The organism is Halomonas sp. Y3 (assembly GCF_024137965.1).
GTDB classification, from domain to species: Bacteria; Pseudomonadota; Gammaproteobacteria; order Pseudomonadales; family Halomonadaceae; genus Halomonas; species Halomonas mongoliensis.
The window spans coordinates 3,526,422-3,551,421 of sequence record NZ_CP099975.1; the positions used below are offsets into that span (position 1 = coordinate 3,526,422).

At 69.1% G+C, this 25,000-nt stretch carries 24 protein-coding genes; 5 read left to right on the top strand and 19 right to left on the bottom strand.

All coding sequences use genetic code 11. From position 1 onward, the window contains the following. Positions 1–2 precede the first annotated feature (2 nt). Positions 3–443, top strand: coding sequence for a Sec-independent protein translocase protein TatB (tatB, locus tag NHL60_RS16705; RefSeq protein WP_253446010.1), 441 nt, complete (start codon positions 3–5; stop codon positions 441–443). Further along, positions 440–1,210, top strand: coding sequence for a twin-arginine translocase subunit TatC (tatC, locus tag NHL60_RS16710; protein ID WP_253446013.1), 771 nt, complete (start codon positions 440–442; stop codon positions 1,208–1,210). Before tatB ends, tatC begins: the two co-directional genes overlap by 4 nt. 152 nt (positions 1,211–1,362) lie before the next feature. On the opposite strand, the gene elbB is transcribed toward tatC, so the two are convergent. Then, positions 1,363–2,025 carry an isoprenoid biosynthesis glyoxalase ElbB gene (gene elbB / locus NHL60_RS16715; RefSeq protein WP_253446016.1) on the bottom strand — a complete coding sequence of 221 codons (663 nt, stop codon included), beginning with the start codon at positions 2,023–2,025 and terminating at the stop codon, positions 1,363–1,365. 210 nt (positions 2,026–2,235) lie between these two features. Between elbB and hemB the strand changes: the two genes are divergently transcribed. Both hemB and ppk1 read left to right on the top strand, forming a co-directional pair. Further along, entirely contained in the window at positions 2,236–3,246 is a 1,011-nt protein-coding gene (hemB, locus tag NHL60_RS16720) for a porphobilinogen synthase (RefSeq protein ID WP_253446019.1), read from the top strand. Positions 3,247–3,289: 43 nt separating this feature from the next. Next, positions 3,290–5,491 carry a polyphosphate kinase 1 gene (gene ppk1, locus NHL60_RS16725; protein ID WP_253446022.1) on the top strand — a complete coding sequence of 734 codons (2,202 nt, stop codon included), beginning with the start codon at positions 3,290–3,292 and terminating at the stop codon, positions 5,489–5,491. A gap of 49 nt (positions 5,492–5,540) precedes the next feature. Here ppk1 and NHL60_RS16730 read toward each other — a convergent pair whose 3' ends face one another. From NHL60_RS16730 to rho, 9 genes are all read right to left on the bottom strand, one after another. Further along, complete coding sequence (locus tag NHL60_RS16730) at positions 5,541–6,053, bottom strand: DUF3087 family protein (protein ID WP_253446025.1); 513 nt, start codon at positions 6,051–6,053, stop codon at positions 5,541–5,543. A 66-nt stretch (positions 6,054–6,119) separates the two neighbouring features. Continuing rightward, entirely contained in the window at positions 6,120–7,178 is a 1,059-nt protein-coding gene (locus NHL60_RS16735) for a 3-deoxy-7-phosphoheptulonate synthase (protein ID WP_253446028.1), read from the bottom strand. A 4-nt stretch (positions 7,179–7,182) separates the two neighbouring features. Continuing rightward, on the bottom strand, positions 7,183–7,344 hold the full coding sequence (locus tag NHL60_RS16740; protein ID WP_253446031.1) for a hypothetical protein: 162 nt from the start codon (positions 7,342–7,344) through the stop codon (positions 7,183–7,185). Between the two features lie 134 nt (positions 7,345–7,478). Beyond that, positions 7,479–7,613, bottom strand: a complete 135-nt coding sequence (locus NHL60_RS19625; RefSeq protein WP_301271073.1) for a hypothetical protein — start codon at positions 7,611–7,613, stop codon at positions 7,479–7,481. 60 nt (positions 7,614–7,673) lie between these two features. Next, complete coding sequence (locus tag NHL60_RS19630) at positions 7,674–7,802, bottom strand: hypothetical protein (RefSeq protein ID WP_299311252.1); 129 nt, start codon at positions 7,800–7,802, stop codon at positions 7,674–7,676. Positions 7,803–7,891: 89 nt separating this feature from the next. Further along, positions 7,892–8,605, bottom strand: a complete 714-nt coding sequence (gene folM / locus NHL60_RS16745) for a dihydromonapterin reductase (protein WP_253446034.1) — start codon at positions 8,603–8,605, stop codon at positions 7,892–7,894. Continuing rightward, entirely contained in the window at positions 8,602–9,381 is a 780-nt protein-coding gene (locus NHL60_RS16750) for an NAD(P)H-flavin reductase (RefSeq protein WP_253446036.1), read from the bottom strand. The genes folM and NHL60_RS16750 overlap by 4 nt, the downstream gene beginning before the upstream one ends. An 18-nt stretch (positions 9,382–9,399) precedes the next feature. Next, positions 9,400–10,887 (bottom strand): 4-hydroxy-3-polyprenylbenzoate decarboxylase, encoded by a 1,488-nt coding sequence (gene ubiD / locus NHL60_RS16755; RefSeq protein ID WP_253446039.1) that lies wholly within the window; start codon positions 10,885–10,887, stop codon positions 9,400–9,402. A 262-nt stretch (positions 10,888–11,149) separates the two neighbouring features. Beyond that, the gene (rho, locus tag NHL60_RS16760) at positions 11,150–12,409 is read right to left on the bottom strand and encodes a transcription termination factor Rho (protein ID WP_253446042.1); all 1,260 of its coding nucleotides are present in this window, start codon (positions 12,407–12,409) and stop codon (positions 11,150–11,152) included. Between the two features lie 424 nt (positions 12,410–12,833). On the opposite strand from rho, the gene ppx reads away from it, so the two are divergent. Further along, entirely contained in the window at positions 12,834–14,351 is a 1,518-nt protein-coding gene (gene ppx, locus NHL60_RS16765) for an exopolyphosphatase (protein WP_253446045.1), read from the top strand. Here ppx and tilS read toward each other — a convergent pair. From tilS to NHL60_RS16810, 9 genes are all read right to left on the bottom strand, one after another. Then, positions 14,309–15,643, bottom strand: a complete 1,335-nt coding sequence (gene tilS / locus NHL60_RS16770; RefSeq protein WP_253446048.1) for a tRNA lysidine(34) synthetase TilS — start codon at positions 15,641–15,643, stop codon at positions 14,309–14,311. The two genes, ppx and tilS, sit on opposite strands and share 43 nt — an antisense overlap. A 4-nt stretch (positions 15,644–15,647) precedes the next feature. Beyond that, positions 15,648–16,601, bottom strand: a complete 954-nt coding sequence (gene accA, locus NHL60_RS16775; protein WP_253446053.1) for an acetyl-CoA carboxylase carboxyl transferase subunit alpha — start codon at positions 16,599–16,601, stop codon at positions 15,648–15,650. A 108-nt stretch (positions 16,602–16,709) separates the two neighbouring features. Next, positions 16,710–20,216 carry a DNA polymerase III subunit alpha gene (dnaE, locus tag NHL60_RS16780; protein WP_253446056.1) on the bottom strand — a complete coding sequence of 1,169 codons (3,507 nt, stop codon included), beginning with the start codon at positions 20,214–20,216 and terminating at the stop codon, positions 16,710–16,712. A gap of 22 nt (positions 20,217–20,238) precedes the next feature. Further along, positions 20,239–20,865, bottom strand: a complete 627-nt coding sequence (rnhB, locus tag NHL60_RS16785; protein WP_253446059.1) for a ribonuclease HII — start codon at positions 20,863–20,865, stop codon at positions 20,239–20,241. Further along, positions 20,862–22,094: a lipid-A-disaccharide synthase gene (gene lpxB / locus NHL60_RS16790; protein WP_253446062.1), complete on the bottom strand. Its 1,233-nt coding sequence runs from the start codon at positions 22,092–22,094 to the stop codon at positions 20,862–20,864. The genes rnhB and lpxB overlap by 4 nt, the downstream gene beginning before the upstream one ends. Positions 22,095–22,096: 2 nt before the next feature. Beyond that, complete coding sequence (gene lpxA / locus NHL60_RS16795; protein ID WP_253446065.1) at positions 22,097–22,864, bottom strand: acyl-ACP--UDP-N-acetylglucosamine O-acyltransferase; 768 nt, start codon at positions 22,862–22,864, stop codon at positions 22,097–22,099. Continuing rightward, positions 22,861–23,304 carry a 3-hydroxyacyl-ACP dehydratase FabZ gene (gene fabZ, locus NHL60_RS16800; RefSeq protein ID WP_253446070.1) on the bottom strand — a complete coding sequence of 148 codons (444 nt, stop codon included), beginning with the start codon at positions 23,302–23,304 and terminating at the stop codon, positions 22,861–22,863. Before fabZ ends, lpxA begins: the two co-directional genes overlap by 4 nt. Before the next feature lie 105 nt (positions 23,305–23,409). Next, positions 23,410–24,447 carry a UDP-3-O-(3-hydroxymyristoyl)glucosamine N-acyltransferase gene (gene lpxD / locus NHL60_RS16805; protein ID WP_253446072.1) on the bottom strand — a complete coding sequence of 346 codons (1,038 nt, stop codon included), beginning with the start codon at positions 24,445–24,447 and terminating at the stop codon, positions 23,410–23,412. A gap of 13 nt (positions 24,448–24,460) precedes the next feature. Then, positions 24,461–24,943, bottom strand: a complete 483-nt coding sequence (locus NHL60_RS16810) for an OmpH family outer membrane protein (RefSeq protein WP_253446075.1) — start codon at positions 24,941–24,943, stop codon at positions 24,461–24,463. Positions 24,944–25,000: the final 57 nt, after the last annotated feature.

Below are 25,000 nucleotides of genomic sequence, written 5' to 3' on the forward strand. Positions count from 1 at the left end.
CCATGTTCGACATCGGCTTTCTCGAACTGATGTTCATCGGCGTGGTCGGCCTGCTGGTGCTGGGCCCGGAGCGGCTGCCCAAGGCGGCCCGCACGGCGGGTCTCTGGATCGGCAAGATCAAGCGCAGCGTCTCCGGCATGCAGCGTGAGATCAGCGCCCAGCTCGAAGCGGAGGAGCTGCGCCAGAAGCTCAACGAGCAGCAGAAGAAGCTCGACGACAGCGTGCGTCAGGTCCAGCGCGACGTGGAGAGCATCGCCGAGCCCGACCGCCCCGCCGAGGCGCCGGAGAAGGCGCCTGCCCCCAGCGCCGAACAGCGCCTGGACGACGCCCTGGCCCGCGCCCGCCGCGCCCCTTCGGAAGCCGACGCTTCGGAAGCCGCGGCGCCGAACGCCGATGAACCCACCGCGCCCTCCGCCTCCGACAAGGACGCCTCCTCACGATGAGCAACACCGGTGACCGCCCGGAACAGCCACAGGCCCCGCTGATCGAGCACCTGATCGAGCTCCGCTCGCGGCTGCTGCGTAGCGTGGTCGCCATCCTGGTGATCTTCCTGGGCCTCTACGCCTTCGCCAACGACATCTACCTCTTCGTGGCCCAGCCGCTGATGGCACTGCTGCCGGAGGGGTCCCAGATGATCGCCACCGAGGTGGCCTCGCCCTTCCTGGCACCCTTCAAGCTGACCCTGGTCGCGGCGGTCTTCATCGCCGTGCCCTATGTGCTGCACCAGGCCTGGGCCTTCGTGGCCCCGGGGCTCTACGACAACGAGAAGGCCCTGGCCATCCCCATCCTCACCTCCAGCGTCCTGCTCTTCTACGCCGGTGCGGCCTTCGCCTACTACGTGGTCTTTCCGCTGCTGTTCTCCTTCTTCACCCAGACGGGGCCGGAGAACGTGGCGGTGATGACCGACATCAACGCCTACCTGAACTTCGTCCTCAAGCTCTTCTTCGCCTTCGGGGTGGCCTTCGAGATCCCCATCGCCACCTTCCTGCTGATCGCCTCCGGCATCACCACGGTGGAGAGCCTCTCGAAGAAGCGCCCCTACATCATCCTCGGCTGCTTCGTGGTGGGCATGCTGCTCACCCCGCCGGACATCATCTCCCAGAGCCTGCTGGCGGTGCCCATGTACCTGCTCTACGAAGTGGGGCTGCTGTTCGGCCGCCTGGCGCGGCGCAAGAAGGCTCGGCGCGAGGCGGAGGAAGAAGACGCCTGAGCCATCAGCTGTAAGCTGTAAGCTGTAAGCTGTAAGCTGCTCTGCAGCCTAGAACAGATCGCCCCCATGGCAATACCATGGGGGCGATCTCACTTCCAGCTTCCAGGCGCGAAGTGCCGCTCTTCAAACTTCCGGCTCTAGCCGCTTCGCGGCTAGAGATCCATCAGCTCGTCGATGCGATCGACCAGCTTGAAGATGCCGACGGCCGCCTCGCTGATCCGGGTCGCCAGCATATAGGCCGGGGTGGTGACCACACGGTTCTCGAAGTCCACCACGATCTCCTCCACCCCGCAGCTGCGATGCAGGCCACCCATGGCACTGATGGCGCCGGAGACGCCCGGATCGTGGCCGATGGTCACGGCGATGCCGGGTCCCAGCAGCTTGGGCACCATCACCGGGGCGATGCACATCAGGCCGATGGGCTTGCGCGCCTCGTGGAACTCGCCCAGGGCCTCCGCCAGCGTCTCGAGCACCTCCATCTCGGCGCCCTTCTCCGCGAAGCTGGAGAGATTCTTGGCCGCGCCGAAGCCGCCGGGCAGGATCACGGCGTCGAACTCGTCGGCGGCCAGCTCGGCCAGCGGCGAGATCTCGCCCCGCGCCAGGCGCGCCGCCTCGGTCAGCACGTTGCGGGTTTCGCCCTCGGCCGCCTCGCCGCTGCGATGGTCGATGACGTGATGCTGCGCCATATCCGGTGCAAAGCAGCGATAGCCGATACCCAGCTGGTCAAGCCGCAGCAGGGTCAGGGTGGTCTCGTAGATCTCGGAACCGTCCTGGACGCCGCAGCCCGAGAGGATCACCGCCACCTGTTTGCTCATGCCTGTCTCCTTGCAGGATTCGCCCGCCGCCGAGGCAGGCCCGATATTCGAACCCCACACTCTAGAGCGAACGCCGGTAGGCGACAAGGCGAGACTTTCGGCGCACGGCTGCGCTGATATACTCGAGAACACACGGGTGACACTGTCACCCCACTGTCATCTTGCGTCGCCATACTCACCGGCAGTGGCGACCAACGCTGGAGAATCGCCTTGAGCTTCATGACCACCCGCCAGTTCCCCGCCACCCGCCTGCGCCGCATGCGCCGCGACGACTTCTCACGCCGCCTGATGCGGGAGAACACCTTGACCGCCGCCGACCTGATCTGGCCGGTCTTTGTTCTGGAAGGCGAGAACCGCCGCGAGGCGGTGCCCTCCATGCCCGGCGTGGAGCGTCTCTCCCTGGACCTGCTGATCGAGGAGGCGCGGGAGGCCTACGCGCTGGGCATCCCCGCTCTGGCGCTCTTCCCCGTCGTCGACGCCACCCTCAAGAGCGAGCTGGCCGAGGAAGCCTTCAACGCCAACGGCCTGGTGCAGCGCAGCGTGCGGGCGCTCAAGGCGGCCCTGCCCGAACTCGGCATCATCACCGATGTGGCCCTGGACCCCTACACCAGCCACGGCCAGGACGGCATCATCGACGCCCAGGGCTATGTGCTGAACGACCGCACCGTGGAGACGCTGCTCAAGCAGGCGCTCTCCCACGCCGAGGCGGGTGCCGACGTGGTGGCTCCCTCGGATATGATGGATGGCCGCATCGGCGAGATTCGCCGGGTGCTGGAGCAGGAACAGCTGCCCCACACCCGCATCATGGCCTACAGCGCCAAGTACGCCTCGCGCTACTACGGCCCCTTCCGGGACGCCGTGGGCTCCGCCGCCAATCTCGGCCGCGCAGACAAGAGCACCTATCAGATGGACCCGGCCAACGGCGACGAGGCGCTCCACGAGGTCGCCCTCGACCTCGCCGAGGGCGCCGACATGGTGATGATCAAGCCCGGCATGCCCTACCTCGACGTGGTGCGCCGGGTGAAGGAAGAGCTCCGGGTGCCCACCTTCGCCTACCAGGTGAGCGGTGAATATGCCATGCACATGGCCGCCTTCGAGAACGGCTGGCTGGACGCCGACAGCGTGATCCTCGAATCGCTGACCTGCTTCAAGCGCGCCGGCGCCGACGGCGTGCTGACCTATTTCGCCAAGCGAGCGGCCCGCCTGCTCGCCGCCCAGTAACGGAAGGGGCGCGGCCCCTTCCATGACCCCGTGAGAGTTGCCCATGGAAGACCGCAGCCCCGCACTCCCCGATGCGCCGCAGCCCGGTCCCGGCGAAGATGCCAGCGCCGAGCCGCCCGCGCCTCGCCTCAACCAGACCCGCACCGGCATCAAGCCCAAGGCGCCGCCGGATGCCGAGGCGGACCTTGCCGACCCGAGCCTCTACTTCAACCGCGAACTTTCCCACCTGCAGTTCAATATCCGGGTGCTGGAGCAGGCCCTGGATGAGGCGCATCCGCTGCTCAACCGGCTGATGTTCCTGCTGATCTTCTCTTCCAACATGGACGAGTTCTTCGAGATCCGGGTGGCCGGGCTGAAGCGCAGGGTCGCCATCGGCGACGAGAGCGCCAGCTTCGACGGCCGCTCGCCGCGCTCGGTGGTCGCGGAGATCTCCCGGGTGGCCCACGAGCAGATCGAGCGGCAGTACCGCATCCTCAACGAGGCGCTGCTGCCGGCACTGGAGGAGAAGGGAATACGCTTCCGCCGCCGCAGCGAGTGGACTCCGGCCCAGCGCGACTGGGTACGCGACTACTTCGAGGAGGAGATTCTGCCGGTGATCAGCCCCATCGGCCTGGACCCTTCCCACCCCTTTCCCCGGCTGGTCAACAAGAGCCTCAACTTCATCGTACAGCTGGAGGGCAAGGACGCCTTCGGCCGCGAAGGGGGGCTGGCCATTCTGCCGGCACCGCGCTCGCTGCCCCGGGTCATCGCCCTGCCCCGGGCGCTCTGCGACGAGGGCTTCGACGAGGCCGTCTTCCTCTCCTCCATGATCCACGCCCACGCCGGCGAGCTCTTTCCGGGCATGCAGGTGCGCGGCTGCTACCAGTTCCGCCTGACCCGCAACGCCGACATGACGGTGGACCCGGAGGAGGTGTCGGACCTCGCCTCGGCCCTGCGCGGCGAGCTCCTGGCCCGGCGCTACGGCAGCGGCGTGCGCCTCGAGGTGGTGGACACCTGCCCCGACGAGCTGGCGGCCTTCCTGCTCAAGGAGTTCGAGCTCGGCGAGGAGGATCTCTACCGGGTCAACGGGCCGGTCAATCTCACTCGCATGATGTCCCTGCTCGGCGAGGTGGAGCGCCCCGAGCTGCTCTACCGTCCCTATACGCCGGGGCTGCCCAAGAGCCTGCAGAAGAGCGGGAGCCTCTTCGACACCATCGCCGCCGGCGACATCCTGCTGCACCACCCCTTCCAGGCCTTCTCTCCGGTGGAGGAGCTGCTGGCCGAGGCGGCTCGGGACCCCTCGGTGCTGGCCATCAAGCAGACCCTCTACCGCACCGGCGCCGACTCCCCCATCGTGAGCTCCCTGGTGGAGGCGGCCCGCGGCGGCAAGGAGGTCACCGTGGTGGTGGAGCTGCGCGCCCGCTTCGACGAGGCGGACAACCTGGCCCTGGCGTCGCGGCTTCAGGAGGCCGGCGCCATCGTCATCTACGGCGTGATGGCCTACAAGACCCACGCCAAGATGATGCACATCGTGCGCCGGGAGAAGGGGCGGCTGCGCCACTACGCCCACCTGGGCACCGGCAACTACCACTCGAAGACCGCCAGGCTCTATACCGACTACAGCCTGCTGACCGCCAACGAGGCGCTCTGCGAGGACGTGCACCAGGTCTTCCAGCAGCTCTCGGGGATGGGGCGCGCCCGCCATATCGAAACCCTGCTGCACGCCCCCTTCACCCTCCACGACGGCATGGTGGCGATGATCGAGCGGGAGGCGGAACACGCCCGCAGGGGGCGCCGCGCCCACCTGATCATCAAGTGCAACTCCCTGACCGAGCCGAAACTGATCCAGGCGCTCTACCGCGCCTCCCGGGCCGGGGTGGAGTGCGATCTGATCATCCGCGGCCAGTGCTGCCTGCGGCCGGGCATCCCGGGCGTCTCGGAAAGCATACGCGTGCGCTCCATCATCGGCCGTTTCCTGGAGCACACCCGGGTCTTCTACTTCCACAACAACGGCAAACCCGAGGTGTGGGGCTCCAGCGCCGACTTCATGAGCCGCAACATGTTTCACCGGGTAGAGACCTGCTTTCCGCTGCTGGACCGCAAGCTGGCCGCCCGGGTGCGCAAGGACCTGGAAACCTACCTGGTGGACAACTGCCAGAGCTGGCTGCTGCAGCCCGACGGCAGCTACGTCAAGCAGCAGTCCGGCGACGCCGCGCCCATCAGCGCCCAGGAGACGCTGCTCTACGCCTACGCCGCCAAGGCCTGAGGGGCGCGCCTGCCGCCGCGCCGGTAGCGCGACGGCAGAGGCTCGGGCGTCAGCCGCGCTTGAAGGCGGCCAGGTCCTGGGGGTCGAAGCCGTCCACCGTTTCGGGCAGCCCGCGCTCCTGACGGAGTAGGCGGATCTTCTGGCGCTCGGCGATCAGCTCGGCGTCGTCATCCAGGGTGCGGCCATTGAGCTCGGCCAGCTGGGCCATGCCCTGGTGATAGAAGGTGAGAATGGAGAGCGCCGTGCCGTTGCCCTCCTCGACACCCCGGCGCAGGGCGGGCAGGTAGCCGCTGACCCGGGAGAGGTGGTGCTTGAGCTGCCAGACATAGCGCATCTCGGTCATCCAGGGGCGCTCGCGCAGCACCGCGAAGGTCAGGCTGGTCGCCACCAGGCCCAGCAGCACCCCCACCACGTTGAGCAGGAAGCCGCCGTCGAAGGCGGCCTGCAGCAGCTGGACGAAGACCAGGCCGAAGACGATCAGCTGGCCGGCCATGGCCAGGCTGATCATCTTCGCCTTGCGGCGGTAGGTCTCGGGGTCGTGCTGTTCGAACCGGAATGACATGGGGCCTCCTGGGGGCGAGCGGGAAATCGAGGTGATTATCCCGACTCGGCCCCCCGGGGTACAGGCCTACCTCAGCCGCTCGGCGGCGCCGAGCAGCAGGCGTTCGGTGGTTTCCCAGCCGATGCAGGCGTCGGTGACCGAGACGCCGTGGCGCAGCCGGCCGGGCGACAGCGCCTGCTTGCCCTCGTGCAGATGGCTCTCGATCATCAGCCCGGCCAGGGCCGTCTCCCCCGCCTCGCGCTGGGCCAGGACGTCGAGCAGCACCTCGCTCTGGCGGCGGTGGTCCTTGCGGGCGTTGGCGTGGCTGCAGTCCACCATCAGCCGCGGCGTGAGGCCGGCCTCCTCCAGGGCGCGGCGCGCCGCCTGGACGTGAGGCGCCTGGTAGTTGGGTTCGCCGTGGCCGCCGCGCAGCACCAGGTGGGTATGGGCGTTGCCGTCGGTGTCGCGAATCATCGGGCGCCCCTCGCCGTCCAGCCCGAAGTGGCTATGGGGATGGGCGGCGGCGCGCATGGCGTCCAGGGCCACGCCGATATCGCCGCCGGTGGCGTTCTTGAAACCCACCACGGCGTCGAGGCCGCTGGCCATCTCGCGGTGCAGCTGGGACTCGGTGGTGCGGGCGCCGATGGCCACCCAGGCCAGCAGGTCCTCCAGGTAGGGGGCCAGCATCGGCTGGAGCAGCTCGGTGGCTACCGGCAGGCCCAGCTCGGCGACGTCGCGCATCAGCCGACGCGAGACCTCGAGGCCGCGGGCCATGTCCCCGCTGCCATCCAGGTCGGGGTCGTAGGCGAGCCCCTTCCAGCCCACCGTGGTGCGCGGCTTCTCCACATAGACCCGCATCACCGGCAGCAGGCGGTCGGCGACCCGGGGCGCCAGCTCGGCCAGGCGGCGGGCGTACTCCAGGGCCGCCTCGGGGTCGTGGATGGAGCAGGGGCCGACCACCACCAGCAGGCGGTCGTCGCGGCCGGCGAGGATATCGCGAACGGCCTGGCGCTGGGCCTCGATCCGGCGGGTAAGCTCGGGGGCCAGGGTCAGTTCGCGGCGCAGGGCGTCCGGCGCGGGCAGGCGGCGCACGGGGGCAGCGGCAGGACGGGCGGGGTTCAGGGCGGCGGCAAGCGTGGCGTTCATGGTGTCATCGGCTCCGGGTAGCGGTCATACATCGTGTCGATCGGGTGCCACCGAACTCGCTACGGCCGGACGTGGCGGAGTGAGCCGACCGCAGCTCGCTAAATCGCCAATAGCCGTAATAGCCGATGAGGCCGGTCAGCGGGCGAATGGCGATGGATGCGGTCATGGTCTCTCTCCTTGATGTCATCTCTGTGTGGCATGCCGTGAAACGCAGAACCCCCGGGGCGGGTAGCCTTCCGGGGGTTCTGTCGGGAGGCGACCCTGGCGGGGCGTGCCTCTCGGCGATGTCGTGTCTGCTGCTCAGGACATGGCCGCCGGCACACCGGTCATAAAATAGCCATACCACCAGAAGCCCGCGCTCGCCCCCGTGCACGCGCCGGCGTCGCCTGCGTGGGCGGCGCTGTGGCAGTGCATGGCGGTGGCGAGTGGGGTCATGGTCGTCTCCTGGGCGATGGATTCATCCTGCCGCATCGAGCGGCGGCAGGCAAGTCCGTATCAGCCGGCAAACAGCTGGTACCAGCCGATGGTGGCCGGCAGGGCACTCATGGCCACGAGCACGATCAGGCCCATGATGATGGACAGCACGCCGCTGCTGTCACGGAAGTTCTCGTCATGTCCCGCCATGTGTCTCTCCTTCGGTTTGCTGTCAGGGTAGGTCCGCATTCTAGCGAAGAACCCGGCGGCGAGCACGCCACCTTGGTCGCAGGTAGGCGCTAGCGCAGGTGGCGGCCGCCATCCACTGGCAGGGTCGCCCCGGTCACGTAGCGGTTGTCGAGCAGGTAGCGCAGGGTCTGATAGATCACCCCGGGGCCGGGCACCATCTCCATGGCCGACTTGGCCCGCGCCTTCTCGACATAGGCCTCGTCGTCGCCCTCGTTGAGCATGATCAGCGCCGGGGCAATGGCGTTGACCTGGATCGTCGGCGCCAGCATGGCGGCGAAGGAGAGGGTCAGGTTGTCGAGCCCCGCCTTGGTGGCGGCGTAGGCGGCGTGCTTCTTCGACCCCTTCTGCACCACATAGTCGGTCATGTGCACGATATCGCGCTGGGGCTCGCTGCAGCGCTCCAGGAGCTCGCGTGCGTGCAGGTTGATCAGGTAGGGCGCCAGCATATGGATGCGGAAGAGCCGCTCGAAGGTGGCCCCCGCCTCGGGGCCGGTGGAATCCGGTGCCCAGTCGCTGGCGTTGTGGACGATCGCCCGCAGCGAGCTCGTCTCGGCCCTGAGCCGCTCGAGGAAGTCGAGGATGCCCGCCTCGCTTGCGAAGTCCGCCGGCAGGGTCACGATCCCCCGCTCCCGCAGCGCCGCAAGCTCCGGCCGCTCGCGGCGGTAGCTGATGATCACCGGGTGTCCGTCGTCCACCAGGCGCTCGGCGCAGTGGCGCCCCAGGCGCTGGGCGCCGCCGGTGATCAGGATCGGCGAGGCGCTCATGGGTGACTCTCCCGACGCAGGCTGCCGGTCACCGGAATCAGCGGGTCCCGGGGGGCATAGGCGAAGACGTCGGAGAAGGTGCGCGACGCCGAGAGCCCAAGCGAGGCGAGGACATCGACGCAGGCGTAGACCATGCCCGGCGAGCCGGAGAGGTAGACGTCATGGCCGGAGACATCCTCGAGCCCCGCGGCCAGGGCCTGGTCGATGCGTCCCCGGTGGCCGATGACGCCCTCCCCCGCCCAGGGCTCCTCCGGCGAAAGCTCGGTCACCGGATGGAAGCGCACCTTCGGATGGGCCTCGGCCCACTCCCGAGGCAGGCGCTCCAGGTAGAGCTGGCGCCGCTCCCGGGCCGCCCACCAGAGGTCGATCTCGCGCTCGGGGTCGGCGGCCAGCGCCGCCTCGACGATCGCCTTCATCTGGGAGAAGCCGGTTCCCGCCGCGACCAGCAGCAGCGGGCGGGTGCTGTCCGGGTCGAGCACGCAATCGCCGCCGGGCAGGCGCAGGGTCAGGCGGTTGGCGACCTGGACCAGGTCGCGCAGCCGGGCGGAGTTCTCCCGCTCCGGCCAGTGCTGGATATGCAGCTCGATCACGCCGTCGCCGCCGTGGGCGTTGGCAATGGAGAAGGGCACCCAGGTCTCGTCATCGAGCCTGAGTTCGAGATACTGCCCGGGGGCGTGGGCCACCGCCTCCGGGCGGCCCTCCAGCTGCACCCGAAAGACATCCGGGGTGAGGTCCTCGACCTCGTCGACCAGGCAGGTCAGGGTCCTTGGCGTCATGCGTGCCTCGTGGGGTTATCAGGGGGTCTTGTCGTCGGGAAGCTCGATGCCCAGCTCGTTCCAGCGCTCGCTGACGCGGGCCTTGACGGCCTCGTCCATGACGATGGGCACTCCCCACTCGCGGTCGGTCTCGCCCGGCCACTTGCTGGTGGCATCCAGGCCCATCTTGGAGCCGAGGCCGGAGACCGGCGAGGCGAAGTCCAGGTAGTCGATGGGGGTGTTCTCCACCATCACGGTGTCCCGGGCCGGGTCCATGCGGGTGGTGATGGCCCAGATCACGTCCTCCCAGTCCCGGGCGCTGACGTCGTCGTCGAGCACCACCACGAACTTGGTGTACATGAACTGGCGCAGGAAGCTCCACACCCCCATCATCACCCGCTTGGCGTGGCCCGGATACTGCTTCTTCATGGTCACCACCGCCATGCGGTAGGAGCAGCCCTCCGGGGGCAGGTAGAAGTCGACGATCTCCGGGAACTGCCGGCGCAGGATAGGAACGAAGACCTCGTTGAGGGCCAGGCCGAGAATGGCCGGCTCATCCGGCGGCCGACCGGTGTAGGTGGAGTGGTAGATGGCGCCGCGGCGCATGGTCATGCGCGTCACCGTGAACACCGGGAAGTGGTCGACCTCGTTGTAGTAGCCGGTGTGGTCGCCGTAGGGGCCCTCGGGCGCGGTGTCGTCCGGGTAGATGAAGCCCTCCAGGATGATCTCCGCCGAGGCCGGCACTTCCAGGTCGGCGTGGCCGCACCTGACCAGCTCGGTGCGCGAGCCGCGCAGCAGTCCGGCGAAGGCGTACTCGGAGAGCGAGTCCGGCACCGGCGTCACCGCGCCGAGAATGGTGGCCGGATCGGCGCCGAGTGCCACCGCCACCGGGAAGGGCTCGCCGGGATGGGCCTTCTGGAACTCCAGGAAGTCCAGGGCCCCGCCGCGATGGGAGAGCCAGCGCATGATCAGGCGGTTCTTCGAGAGCTTCTGCTGACGGTAGATGCCGAGGTTCTGGCGCTTCTTGTGGGGGCCACGGGTGATCACCAGGGGCCAGGTGACCAGAGGGGCGGCGTCGCCGGGCCAGCAGTGCTGGATCGGCAGGCGGTCGAGGTCGACCTCGTCGCCCTCATAGACGAGCTCCTGCACCGGCGCCGAACGCACCTTCTTCGGCCCCATGCTCATCACCTGCTTGAAGATGGGCAGCTTGTCCCAGGCGTCGCGAAAGCCCTTGGGGGGCTCCGGCTCCTTGAGGAAGGCGAGCAGCTCGCCCACCTCGCGCAGGGCAGCCACGGAGTCCTGGCCCATGCCGAGGGCCACCCGCTTGGGCGTACCGAAGAGGTTGCCCAGCAGCGGCATATCATGGCCCTTGACGTTCTCGAAGAGCAGCGCCGGGCCGCCGGCACGCAGGGTGCGATCGCAGATCTCGGTGATCTCGAGGTAGGGGTCCACCTCGGCGGTGATGCGCTTGAGCTCGCCCTGGGCCTCCAGGGCGCTGATGAATTCCCGCAGGTCCTTGTACTTCATTCGGGTTTCCCGGTTCCAGTACGACGAAAGGGGCAGCATAGCATGCTACCCCCCGGCCCTTCGTACAACGTTTGCACAGTTTTCTGCGCTCGGCGGCCCTTGCGCTGCTGACGAAACCCTTCAAGGCGAAGGCGTTGAAAGCTGGCCGTCGCGAGCGAAGGCGAGACAAGGCGGAAAACAGCGAAAGCGCGGAGTTTACTTCAGTAAATGAGCAGCTTGAGCTGTTTTCCAACGCAGTATCGCCAAGCGCAGCAGGCCAGAATCAACGCCGTTTCATGGCCTCGAAGAACTCGATGTTCGTCTTGGTATCCTTGAGGCGGTCGATCAGGAACTCGGTGGCCGCGGTGTCATCCATGGGGTTGAGCAGCTTGCGCAGGATCCACATGCGCTGCATCTCGTCCTCGGAGGCGAGCAGGTCCTCGCGGCGGGTGCCGGAGCGGCGGATGTTCATCGCCGGGTAGACGCGACGCTCGGCCAGCTTGCGGTCCAGGTGCGCCTCCATGTTGCCGGTGCCCTTGAACTCCTCGAAGATCACCTCGTCCATCTTGGAGCCGGTATCCACCAGCGCCGTGGCGATGATGGTCAGGCTGCCGCCCTCCTCGATGTTGCGCGCCGCACCGAAGAAGCGCTTTGGCTTCTCCAGGGCGTGGGCGTCGACGCCGCCGGTCAGCACCTTGCCGGAGCTCGGCACTACGGTGTTGTAGGCCCGCGCCAGGCGGGTGATGGAGTCGAGCAGGATCACCACGTCCTTCTTGTGCTCAACCAGGCGCTTGGCCTTCTCGATCACCATCTCGGCCACCTGGACGTGGCGCGCCGGCGGCTCGTCGAAGGTCGAGGCCACCACCTCGCCACGCACGGTGCGCTGCATCTCGGTGACCTCCTCGGGCCGCTCGTCGATCAGCAGCACGATCAGGTGGCACTCGGGATTGTTGCGGGTGATGGAGGTGGCGATGTTCTGCAGCATCAGCGTCTTGCCCGCCTTGGGCGGCGAGACCAGCAGGCCCCGCTGTCCCTTGCCGATGGGCGCGGTGAGATCGATGATGCGCGCCGTGATGTCCTCGGTGGAGCCGTTGCCGATCTCCATGCGCAGGCGCTCGTCGGGAAACAGCGGCGTCAGGTTCTCGAAGAGGATCTTCGACTTGGCGTTCTCGGGGCGGTCGAAGTTGATCTCGCTGACCTTGAGCAGGGCAAAGTAGCGCTCGCCCTCCTTCGGGGGGCGGATCTTGCCCGAGATGGAGTCGCCCTTGCGCAGGTTGAAGCGACGGATCTGGGAGGGCGACACATAGATGTCGTCGGGGCCGGCCAGGTAGGAGCTGTCTGCACTGCGCAGGAAGCCGAACCCGTCCTGCAGGATCTCGAGGACGCCATCGCCGTAGATCGGCTCGCCGCTCTTGGCGTGCTTCTTGAGGATGGCGAAGATAATGTCCTGCTTGCGGGAGCGCGCCAGGTTGTCGATGCCCATCTCGCGGGCGATCTCCAGGAGTTCCGGCACGGGCTTTTGCTTGAGTTCGGTAAGATTCATCGGTGTGTTCAGAGATTGCTCGTGGAAGCCGGGCGTCGATGCGCCGCAAATGACGGGGGGCGAGACGAAAACGCCGCATGGGGTGCGTTCAGAGCCCGGACAGGCTGCCACTCGCCGTCTTGCATCCAGATGGCCATGGGGAAGGCAACCGCCGAGGGCAGCCGGCCGATAGGGAGTCGAGGGAGCAGATTCGCTTTCGCCTGACCAGCGGCCACGGCAGGAACCGGGCTTCCGCTGAGTACAGTGGGCTGTCTGACGACTTGGAGTGACCGAGACGGGATCGCCGTGGAACGGTCGGAAAGCATTCGGAACAGGCGAACGCCTCGATACTAGACAAGGGAAGGCCCGAACGCAAGCCCTCAACAATTGACACGGCCGCAGGCGAGCCGCAACCTTTCCCCCAGTCAACTCGAAGGAAGCCACCATGACCTCGCCAGCGGATCCGGCCCCCACCCTCCCCCCGACGCGGCGGCTCGCCGCCATCGACCTCGGCTCCAACAGCTTTCACCTGCTGGTGGCCAACTACCAGGAGGAGCGCCTCCAGGTAGTGGCCCGCCTCGGCGAAAAAGTGCAGCTGGCGGCGGGCCTCGACGACGAGGGCCTACTCGACGAGGCCACCATGCAGCGCGCCCTGGACTGCCTGGCCCGCTTCGCCCCCTTCGTGGCCGACATCGCCCCGGGGCAGCTGCGGGTGGTGGGCACCAACGCCCTGCGCGACGCTGCCAACAGTCAGGCGCTGATCGAGCGCGCCGAAGCGCTGCTGGGCTGCCCGGTCGAGATCATCGCCGGCCGCGAGGAGGCGCGCCTGATCTATCTGGGCGCCGCCCACGCCCTGGCCGAGGAGGGCCGTCGCCTGATCGTCGACATCGGCGGCGGCTCCACCGAGTTCATCATCGGCGAGCGTTTCGAGCCCCAGGCCCTGGAGAGCCTGCGCATGGGCTGCGTCACCTTTACCCGGCGCTTCTTCGACGGAGGCGAGATCACCGAGAAGCGCATGCGCCGCGCCGAGCTCGCCGCCCTCTCGGAGCTGGCCAATATCCGCCGCCACTACCTGGCCCTGGGCTGGGAAGATCCGGTAGGCTCCAGCGGCACCATCAAGGCCGCTGCCGCGGTGATCCACGCCGCCGGCGACGGCCCTGAGGGGGTCATCACCCGGCAGGGCCTTACCGCCCTGCGCGAGCGGCTGATCAAGTGCAAGCGTCTGGACAGGGTGAGCCTGGAGGGGCTCAAGCCGGACCGCGCTCGGGTCTTCCCCGCCGGCATCGCCGTGCTCGGGGCCATCTTCGAGGCCTTCGACCTCGACCAGATGCGTTTCGCCGACGGCGCCCTGCGCGAGGGGGTGCTCTACGACATGGCAGGGCGCAACAGCCCCGAGGACTCCCGGCTCAAGAGCCTGGAGCTGCTCGAGCGCCGCTACGGCGTGGACGCCCGCCAGGCCGGCAACGTCGCCGCCACGGCCGGCGCGCTGCTCGGCCAGGTCCGCGACGCCTGGGGGCTCGACGACGACCAGGCCCGCTTCCTGGCCTGGGGGGCGCGCCTCCACGAGATCGGCCTGGCCATCTCCCACAGCCAGTTCCATCGCCACGGCGCCTATCTGCTGGAGCACTCCGACCTGGCCGGCTTCTCCCGCCCGGAGCAGCGCCTGCTGGCCTTCCTGGTGCGCGCCCACCGCCGCAAGTTCCCGCTCCGGGAGTGGCAGGCGCTGCCCGCCTCCGTGCACTCCTCCCACGCCCGGCTGGCCCGACTGCTGCGCCTGGCGGTGCTGCTCAATCACAGCCGCCCGGAGCAGCCGCCCGCGCCACCGCGCCTCGACGCCGACGGCGAGGCGCTGCGCCTCACCTTGCCCGGCGGTGACGACCCCATGCTGCTGCTCACCGACCTGGAGCAGGAGTGCGCCTATCAGCAGGCGGCGGGCTTCTCCCTGGAGCTCGCCCCCGCCTGAGCCCGCCACCCCTCGGCCAGCGCCAGCCAGCGCCCGGCCAGGGGGTCGAGCAGCGCCACCGGCGTCTCCGCTCCGCTGCTGCCCATCTGCCAGGCCACCAGCAGCCGCTGCCGCCGCCAGGGCGGCACCTCGAGCTCCTGCAGCAGCCGCTTGAGATCCCGGGAGCCGCGCCCCGCCAGGCGCAGGCGCTCGCCGCCCCGGCGGAGTCGAAGCGTCAGGTCGCCTTTCCCTGCCCCCTCCCCTTCCGTCGGCCCGGCCAGGCTCACCCCGCAGACGCCCAGTGGCGTGTGCAGCGGTGGTGCCCCCTCCCAGCGGCGCTCCCAGCCCGTCGGCAGCGCCGGCAGCGGCGCCATCAGGTACAGCCTACCTCGCCATAGTCGCGCCTCGGCGCCGGGCCAGGCGACGCGCGCCTCGCCGTCGAGGCGCGCCCCCAGCTGCGACAGCAGCGTTGCCAGGCGCGAGGCCGGCGGGGTGGGCAGCCCCAGCCGCTGGCAGGCGTGGCGCAGCAGCAGCCGCTGCCGTGGCGGCGAAAGCGCGCCAAGCTCGCCCGCCGCCAGGCAGGCGGGGTCGCCGCCGAGGCGCTCGAGGTCCAGCTCGGCCAGCTCGCCGAGCAGCGCCTCGGCCTCCCCGGCAAGCGCCGCGCTCCTGGCCAGCGCCGCGCCGGCCCGGGGCCAGCGCTCCTCGAGCCGCGGCAGCAGGGAGACACGCAGGAGGTTGCGATCCAGGCCCTCGTCGGCATTGGAGGGATCCTCCTCCCAGGCCAGCCCCCGCCGCGCCGCCTCGGCCTCGAGGGCCGACCGGGAAACCGTCAGCAGCGGGCGAGCGAGCGCCCTGCCCCGCCAGACGCGCCGCGACGGCATGCCGGCCAGGCCCCTCACCCCGCTGCCGCGCAGGGCGGCGAGCAGGAAGGTCTCGGCCTGGTCGTCGCGATGCTGGGCCAGCCAGAGGGTCTCGCCGGGGGCGACCCGGCGGGCGAAGGCGGCATAGCGCGCCTCCCGGGCCGCCCCCTCCAGGCCCTTCCCCGCGGCGAGGTCGACGGCAACCCGCTCGACGCAGAGCGGCACGCCAAGGCGCGAGCAGAGCCGCCGGCAGTGGCGCTCGAAGTCGTCGGCGGCGGCCTGGAGGCCGTGATGCACATGGAGGGCACGCAGCGGGCGGGGGTGGCGGCGGCAGGCGTCCGCGGCGAGGGTCAGCAGCAGGGAGGAGTCGAGGCCGCCGGAGAGGGCCACCCAGACGACGCGCCCCGGCGGGGTCTGGGCCAGGGCGCTGTCGATCACGGCCTGCAGGGGCATGGGATCAGGCGGGCATGCCATAGCTCATCAGGCGCTCGTAGCGGCGGGCGAGGAGGCTCTCCGTGTCCATCGCCGCGAGGCGGTCGAGGCTCGCCAGCAGCGACTCCCTGACCCGTTCGGCGGTGGCCAGGGGCTGGCGGTGGGCGCCCCCCAGGGGCTCCTCGATCAGGGTATCGACGAAGCCCAGTTCCTGCAGGCGCTCGGCGGTCACCCCCATGGCCTGGGCGGCATCGGCGGCCTTCTCGGCGCTGCGCCAGAGGATGGAGGCGCAGCCCTCGGGGGAGATCACCGAATAGGTGGAGTACTGCAGCATGGCCAGCTCGTCACAGACGCCGATGGCCAGGGCCCCGCCGGAGCCGCCCTCGCCCACCACGGTGGCCAGGATCGGGGTGCGCAGGCGCGACATCACCGCCAGGTTGTAGGCGATGGCCTCGGACTGGCCGCGCTCCTCGGCGTCGATGCCGGGATAGGCGCCGGGGGTGTCGATAAAGGTCAACACCGGCATCCGGAAGCGCTCGGCCATCTCCATCAGGCGGCACGCCTTGCGGTAGCCCTCAGGGCGCGGCATGCCGAAGTTGCGGCGCACCTTCTCCTTCACGTCGCGGCCCTTCTGGTGGCCGATCACCATCACCGGGCGGTCGTCGAGACGCGCCACGCCGCCGACGATGGCGGCATCGTCGGCGAAGTGGCGGTCGCCGTGAAGCTCGTCGAAGTCGGTGAAGACGTGCTCCAGGTAGTCCAGGGTATAGGGGCGCTGGGGATGGCGGGAGAGCTGGGAGACCTGCCAGGGGGTGAGATCCTTGAAGATGGACTCGGTGAGCTTGCGACTCTTCTCCTCGAGGCGCTCGATCTCGTCGCTGAGGTTGACCTGGCTGTCGTTGCCGACCAGCCGCAGCTCCTCGATCTTGGCCTGGAGCTCGGCGATGGGCTGTTCGAAGTCGAGATAGTTGGGATTCATTGGCGGACGGCCTTGTGGTGTTTCACCGCCCGGCCCGTGGCAGGCGGCGCGAAAAATGAGAAGTGGCAGGCATTATCGCACCGTGAACGCGGCGCGCAAGGCGATGCCTCAGCGGTACTTGAGCCGCACCCCGTCCTGCCCCTGCACCTCGCGCAGGCGGATCAGCAGCTCGTCGGTGGGCGCGACCCTCCAGTCCGCGTCGAGCTCCAGCCAACCGGCGGCCTCGGCATTGCGGTAGCGCAGGCGCACCGGCAGACCCTCGGCGTTGCGGTGGGGCTCCAGGCTCTCGCGCAGGGAGTCCACCAGCCGGCCGTTGATGGCTGCCCCGTCCAGGGAGAGCTCCACCGCCTGGCCGTAGCGGGTGCGCGCCGCCACCATGGGGGTGACCTCCTTGCCGCGCAGGCGCAGCCCTCCCGAGTAGTCGTCGGAGGAGACCTCCCCCTCCACGATCAGCACCTGATCGGGTTCGAGCTGACCGCGCAGCTGGTCATAGAGCTCGCCGAACAGCGACGCCTCGATGCGTCCGGTGCGGTCGTCCAGGGTCAGGAAGGCCATGGTGTCACCGCGCTTGGACTTCATGGTGCGCATGCCCACCACCAGGCCGGCGACCCGCTGGGGCTCACGCGACGGCTTGAGGTCGCTGATGCGGGTGGAGACGAAGCGCGCAAGCTCACCCTCGTACTCGTCGATGGGGTGGCCGGTCAGATAGAGCCCCAGGGTCTCCTTCTCGCCGGCCAGACGCTCCTTGTCGGTCCACTCCCGCACCCCGAGATAGTCGGCATAGACATCGCCATCCGCCCCGGCATCGTCGACGAAGGCCTCGCCGAACATGTCCATCATGCCCAGGTTCTGGTTGGTCTGGCTCTGGGCGGCGGCCTTGAGGGCATCCTCCAGCGCCGCCGCCAGCACGGCGCGGTTGGGGCCGAGGGTGTCCAGGGCGCCGGAGCGGATCAGCGCCTCCAGGGTGCGCTTGTTCATCCGCTTGGGGTCGACGCGGCGGCAGAAGTCGAAGAGGTCCTGGAAGGGGCCCTCCGCCTCCCGGGCCTCGACGATGGCCCCGATGGGCCCCTCGCCCACGCCGCGGATGGCGCCGAGGCCGTAGACCACCCGGGCCTGGTCATCCACGGTGAACTTGTAGCCGCCCACGTTGACGTCCGGCGGCGTGACGGTGAGCCCGAGGTTGCGGCACTCCTCGATCAGCGGCACCACCTTGTCGAGGTTGTCCATCTCGGTGGAGATCACCGCCGCCATGAAGGGGCCAGGATAGTGCGCCTTCAGCCAGGCCGTCTGATACGAGACCAGCGCATAGGCCGCCGAGTGGGACTTGTTGAAGCCGTAGCCGGCGAACTTCTCCACCAGGTCGAAGATGTTGCCGGCGAGCTCCTTGTCGATGCCGTTGGCCGCGCACCCCTCCATGAAGCCCGCGCGCTGCTTGGCCATCTCCTCGGGCTTCTTCTTGCCCATGGCGCGGCGCAGCATGTCGGCCTGGCCCAGGGTATAGCCCGCCAGCACCTGGGCAATCTGCATCACCTGCTCCTGATAGAGGATGATGCCGTAGGTGGGCTCCAGCACCGGCTTGAGCCACTCGTGCTGGTAGTCCGGGTGGGGGTAGGAGATCTCGGCGCGGCCGTGCTTGCGGTTGATGAAGTCGTCCACCATGCCCGACTGCAGCGGGCCGGGGCGGAACAGGGCCACCAGGGCGATCATGTCGTCCAGCGAATCGGGCAGCAGGCGCTTGATCAGCTCCTTCATGCCGCGGGATTCGAGCTGGAAGACCGCCGTGGTCTCGGCGCGCTTGAGCATCTCGAAGGTGGGGGCGTCGTCCAGCGGGATGCTGTCGATATCCAGCGGCCCCTGCCCCTCCACGGCACGCACCTTGTCGACCATCTCAAGTGCCCAGTCGATAATGGTCAGGGTGCGAAGGCCCAGGAAGTCGAACTTGACCAGGCCCGCGTCCTCGATGTCGTTCTTGTCGAACTGCACGACGAGCCCGGTGCCATCCTCGTCGCAGAGCAGCGGCGAGAAGTCGGTCAGCTTGGTGGGGGCGATCACCACGCCCCCGGCGTGCTTGCCGGTGCCGCGGGTGATGCCCTCGAGCTTGAGCGCCATCTCCCAGATCTCGGCGGCCTCGTCGTCGTTCTCGACGAACTCCTTGAGGGCCGGCTCCGCCTCGATCGCCTTGGCCAGCGTCATGCCCACCTCGAAGGGGATCAGCTTGGAGAGCTTGTCGCCCAGCGAATAGGGGCGCCCCTGGGCCCGGGCCACGTCACGCACCACCGCCTTGGCCGCCATGGTGCCGAAGGTGACGATCTGGGAGACGGCGTTGCGGCCGTAGCGGTCGGCCACATACTCGATCACCCGGTCACGCTTCTCCATGCAGAAATCGACGTCGAAGTCGGGCATCGAGACCCGCTCGGGGTTGAGGAAGCGCTCGAAGAGCAGGTCGTAGCCGATGGGGTCCAGATCGGTGATCTTCTGGGCGTAGGCCACCAGGGAGCCGGCGCCGGAGCCGCGGCCGGGGCCCACCGGGACGTCGTTGTCCTTGGCCCACTGGATGAAGTCCATCACGATCAGGAAGTAGCCGGGGAACCCCATCTGGATGATGACGTCGAGCTCGAAGTCCAGGCGCTCCCGGTAGCGCTGGTCGATCTCGGCATACTCGGCGCCATCGCGGGGGTAGCGCTCGGCGGGGAAGAGGAAGTCGAGGCGCTCGGTGAGGCCGTCGTGGGAGATCTTGCGGAAGAACTCGTCCTGGGTCATGCCCTCGGGAATCTCGAACTCCGGCAGGAAGATCTCCCCCAGGCGCACCTCCACGCTGCAGCGCGCGGCGATCATCACGCTGTTGGCGAGGGCCTCCGGGATATCCGAGAAGAGCTCGGCCATCTCCTCGGGGCTCTTGAGATACTGCTCCTCGCTGTACTTGCGCTCGCGGCGGGAGTCGTCCAGGGCCCGCCCCTCGCCGATGGCGACCCGGGTCTCATGGGCCCAGAAGTCCGCCTTCTCGAGGAAGCGGACATCGTTGGTGGCCACCACCGGGGTGCCGCTCTCCAGGGCCAGCTCCACCGAGAGATGCAGGCACTCCTCCTCCAGGGGGCGGCCGGTGCGAGTCAGCTCCAGATAGAAGCGCCCGGGGAAGGCGGCGTTCCACTCCGCGAGCAGCGCACGGGCCTCGTCGCCGTGGTCGCTGAGCAGGTAGCGGCCCACCTCGCCGTCGCGGCCCCCGGAGAGGGCGATCAGTCCCTCGCTCTGGGCCAGCACCCAGTCGCGCTTCAGCTCGGCGCGCCCCAGGCGCTGCCCCTCCATCCAGCCCCGGGAGATCAGCTCGGTGAGGTTGCGATAGCCCGTGTCGTTCATGGCCAGCAGGGTCAGCCGGTAGGGGTGCTCCTCGTCGTGGGGGTTGGCAAGCCAGAGGTCGGCGCCGATGATCGGCTTGATCCCGGCCCCCTGAGCGGCCTTGTAGAACTTGACCAGGCCGAAGAGGTTGGCCTCGTCGGTCATGGCCAGCGCCGGCATGCCGTGCTCCCCAGCCGCCTTGACCAGCGGCTTGAGGCGCACCAGGCCGTCGACCAGGGAGTATTCGGTGTGGACGCGGAGATGAACGAAGGGCGTGGTCATAGGGAGCTCGGGGCTTGGGTGTTCAGAACAGCGCCAGCTGGCGCTTGACCGGGGCGAAGGAGCGGCGGTGCTCCGGCAGCGCGCCGAGGCGCTCCAGGGCGGCCAGGTGCTCCCGGGTCGGGTAGCCCTTGTGGCGGGCGAAGCCGTAGTCGGGATGGCGGGCGTCGAGGGCCAGCATCTGGGCATCCCGGGCCACCTTGGCGAGTATCGAAGCGGCGGCGATGGCCGGGTGGCGGGCGTCGCCCTTGACCACCGGCTGCCCCGGCAGATGATGCCCGGGCAGGCGATTGCCGTCCACCAGCAGGTACTCCGCCGCCGGGGCCAGGGCGTCGATGGCCCGGCGCATGGCCAGGTGGGTGGCATGATAGATGTTGAGCGCATCCACCTCGGCGGGGCTGGCCTCGGCCACGGCGAAGGCCAGGGCCCGCTCGCGGATCTCGACGTCCAGCGCCTCGCGGCGCCGGGCGGGGAGCGCCTTGGAGTCGGTGAGCCCCTCGATGGGGCGCGCCGGGTCGAGGATCACCGCGGCGGCCACCACCGCCCCGACCAGGGGGCCGCGGCCCACCTCGTCGACCCCGGCCAGGCGCTCGCCGCGATAGTCGACCACCAGGGGCGGCAGCTCCCGGGGAGCGCCTCTCTGCCGGGTCAAGGCGCCGCCTCCTCGGCCCGCTCGGGGGCGACGCTCTCGGGCAGCGGCTCGCCGGCCACCAGCGCCTCGATAGCCTCGGCCGCGCGGCGGCTGGCATCGCGCTGCAGGCCTTGGTGCATCGCCGCGAAGCGCGCCTCCAGGGCGGCTCGGCCCGGGGCATCGTCGAGCAGCGCGCCGAGCCGGTCGGCGATCGTCTCGGGGCTCGCCGCCTCCTGGATCAGCTCCGGCACCAGGGTCTCCCGGGCGATCAGGTTGGGCAGCGAGATCCACTCGGTCTTGACCAGCCGCCTGGCGAGCCAGTGTGTCGCCGGCGCCATCCGGTAGGCCACCAGCATCGGCCGGTGGCAGAGCATCGCCTCGAGCGCCGCGGTTCCCGAGGCGAGCAGCACGGCATCAGAGGCCACCATCGCCTCCCGGGACTGGCCGTCGAGCAGGGTCAGGCGCTCTACCAGCGCGGAGCGTTCAGCAAGCAGCCCCTCCAGTTCGGCGCGGCGCTCGGGCGTGGCCGCCGGCACCACGATTTTCAGGTCCGGCCGGGCCGCGCAGAGGCGCTCGGCGGCGGCGAGAAAGGTCTCGCCCAGAAAGCGGATCTCGTTGGCCCGGGAGCCCGGCAGCAGCGCCAGCACCTCACCCTCGGCGGGCAGGCCCAGCGCCCCACGCGCCGCGAACCGATCGTTCTCGAGGGGCAGCTCGTCGGCCAGCGGGTGGCCGACGAAGGCCACCGGCACCCGGTGGCGAGCGTAGAAGGCTGCCTCGAAGGGCAGGAAGGTCAGCATGGCATCCACGGACTTCGCGATGCCCTTGACCCGCCCCTGACGCCAGGCCCAGACGGAGGGGCTGACGTAGTGGGCGGTAGTGAGCCCAGCCTCGCGCAGCTGTCGCTCCAGGCCCAGGTTGAAGTCCGGGGCGTCGATGCCGACCATGATATCGGGCCGCCAGGCCAGGGCGTCGGCCCTGAGGGCGCGCCGCACCCGGATCAGCCCCGGCAGGTGCCTGAGCACCTCGACCAGCCCCATCACCGAGAGGGTCTCCAGGGGGAAGCGGCTGTCGATGCCCTGCGCGATCATGCGCGGGCCGCCGATGCCGCGGAACTCGACGCCGGGGTGGCGCGCTTTCAGGGCGCGCATCAGGCCGGCGCCCAGGATATCGCCGGAGAGCTCACCGGCCACCAGATAGACGCGCTTGACGGCCCGCTGCTCGGGCGCCGCCATTTCCTGGGGATCCACCATCGTCAGCGCACGATGCCGCGGGAGGCGATCTCGATGGAGGCGGCGAAGGCCTCGGTCTCGGGCAGGTCGAAGCGGCTGCGTATCTGGGATAGCGCCTGCTCCACGGTGAGCCCCTGACGGTAGACCAGCTTGTAGGCCTCGCCCAGAGCGCGCATCGACTCCCTGGAGAAGCCGCGGCGTTTGAGTCCCACCAGGTTGAGGCCGTGGGCCTGGGCCGGGTTGCCGTTGATCATCACATAGGCCGGAGTGTCCTTGGTGATGATGGAGCCGCCGCCGGCCATGGCGTGGGTGCCGAAGTGGCAGAACTGGTGCACCGCGGAGAGGCCGCCGAGGATGGCAAAATCGCCGAGCTTGACGTGGCCCGCCAGGGTCACCTGATTGGCCAGGATGCAGTCGTTGCCGATCACGCAGTCATGGCCCACGTGCACATAGGCCATGAAGAGGTTGCGCGAGCCGATGGTGGTCTCGCCGCGGTCCTGGACGGTGCCGCGATGCAGGGTCACCCCCTCGCGGATCACGTTGTCGTCGCCCACCACCAGGCGGGTGGGCTCGCCGGCATACTTCTTGTCCTGGCAATCCTCGCCTACCGAGGCGAACTGGAAGATGCGGGTTCGCGCCCCCAGCGTCGTGGGCCCCTTGATGACCACGTGAGGACCGATGCGGCTGCCGGGCCCGATCTCCACATCGGGACCGATCACCGTGAAGGGGCCCACCTCGACGTCATCGGCGAGGCGCGCGGCGGGATCGACAAGGGCGGTGGGATGGATCAAGCAACCTTCCTCTCGGCACAGATGATCTCGGCCTCGCAGGCCAGCTCGCCATCCACGGTAGCATGGCAGGCGAATTTCCAGATGCCCCTCTTCTCGCGGATCACGTCGGCGCGCAGCTGAAGCTGGTCACCGGGCATCACAGGACGCTTGAAGCGCACGTTGTCGCTGCCCACCAGGTAGTAGACATAGCCATCGGCGGGCAGCTTGTTGACGGTTTTGAAGCCGAGGATGCCACAGGCCTGGGCCAGCGCCTCCACCACCAGCACGCCGGGCATGATGGGGTGATGGGGAAAGTGCCCATTGAAGAACGGCTCGTTGATGCTGACATTCTTGTAGGCGACGATGGATTCGCCGAGGCTCAGCTCGGTGACCCTGTCCACCAGCAGAAAAGGATAGCGGTGGGGCAGGTAGTCTCGAATCTCGTTGATGTCCATTACCATCGTCACAACCTCTGAAGTATCGGGAGCCCCGCCGTCCCGGCGGGTGCGAGCCGACGGCGCGGGCCGTCGGGCAGGCGGGGGATTATAGCGCCCCGGGCGCGACCCTCAACCGTCGCGCCCCTTCTCGAGCCGCGAGAGCCGCTTGGCGATGTCGTCGAGCTGCTTGAAGCGCACCGCGTTCTTGCGCCACTGGGCGTTCTTCATGGCGCCGGTACCGGAGGAGTAGACCCCGGGCTCGGTGATCGAGTTGGTCACCAGGCTCATGCCGGTGACCTGGACCCCGTCGCAGATCGTCAGATGGCCGGAGAGCCCCACGCCGCCGCCCAGCATGCAGTGCTTCCCGACCCGGGTGGAGCCGGCGATACCCACGCAGCCGGCCAGGGCGCTGTGGTCGCCGATCTGCACGTTATGAGCGATCTGTACCTGGCTGTCGATCTTGACGTCGTGGCCGATGACGGTGTCGCCGAGGGCGCCGCGGTCGATGCTCGAACAGCTGCCCACCTCGACGTCATCGCCCAGTATCACCCCTCCCAGCTGGGCGATCTTGTGCCAGCGCGCCCCGTCGTGGGCGAAGCCGAAGCCGTCGCCGCCGATCACGCAGCCGCTGTGCAGGATGGCGCGCTGGCCCACCACCACGCCGTGGCAGACGGTGGCGTTGGCGTGGAGCCGGGAGCCGGCGCCGATGACGCTGTCGGCGCCGACCACGGAGCCGGGCCCGATGATGACGTCATCGCCCAGGGTCACGCCCGCCTCGATGACGGCGCAGGGACCGACCTCGACACGCGCCCCCAGGCTGGCGGAGGGATCCACCACCGCCGAGGAATGCACACCGGCGGGCTCGCGGCCCGCTAGGGGATCGAAGAGCCGCGACAGGGCCGCATAGCCGAGATAGGGGTTGTCGAGCTCGAGGCGCGCCGTGGGGCAGGTCTCGCCATGCTGCGGATGGAGCAGCACGGCCGCGGCCCGAGCCTCCGGCAGGTCCTTGAGATAGGCGCGGTTGGCCAGGAAGGCCACTTGATCCGGGCCGGCTTCCTTGAGGGTGGAGAGGCCGACGATTCGCCGGTCGGCGTCTCCGACCAGTCGAGCTCCCAGGCGTTCGGCCAGTTCACCCAGGGTGTAGACAGGAGAGTTGCGTCGCGTCATCGGAACCGGGCCTTCACAGCATGGTATTGAGGATCTGAGTCAGCTCGGAGGTCAGGTCCTGCAGCGGCTGCTCCGAGTGCAGCACACCCATGGGCTCCACCAGCACCTTCACGCTGTGGCGGGTGATCAGCTGATCCACGGACCGCTCCAGATGTGGCTCGGCGCGCTGCAGGAACTGCTGCTCGGCCTGCTGGCGCGCCTGCATGATCTCGCTCATCAGCTGGTTGAGCTCGCCCACCTTGCGGTTGGCCTCCTGCCGCTCGCTGTCGGTGAGGCTGCCGGCGCGCTGCTGCAGGGCGTTCAGCTCCTGTTCCAGGGACTGGGCCTGGCGCTGCTGGCTGCCCACCCGGCTATCCAGCTCATCCATGGAGCGCTGGGCGGCGTCGGTCTCGAGCAAGGCGCGGCGCCAGTCGAGCATGGCGACGTCGGCCGCCTGGGCGGGCAGAGCCAGCAGCATCAGCAGGGCGAGGCCGAGGGCGGCGGTCAATCTACGCATCTCTCACTCCTTGAAGGGCCGCCCTTGCGGCCCGGCAGCGGTATGGGATCACGCCAG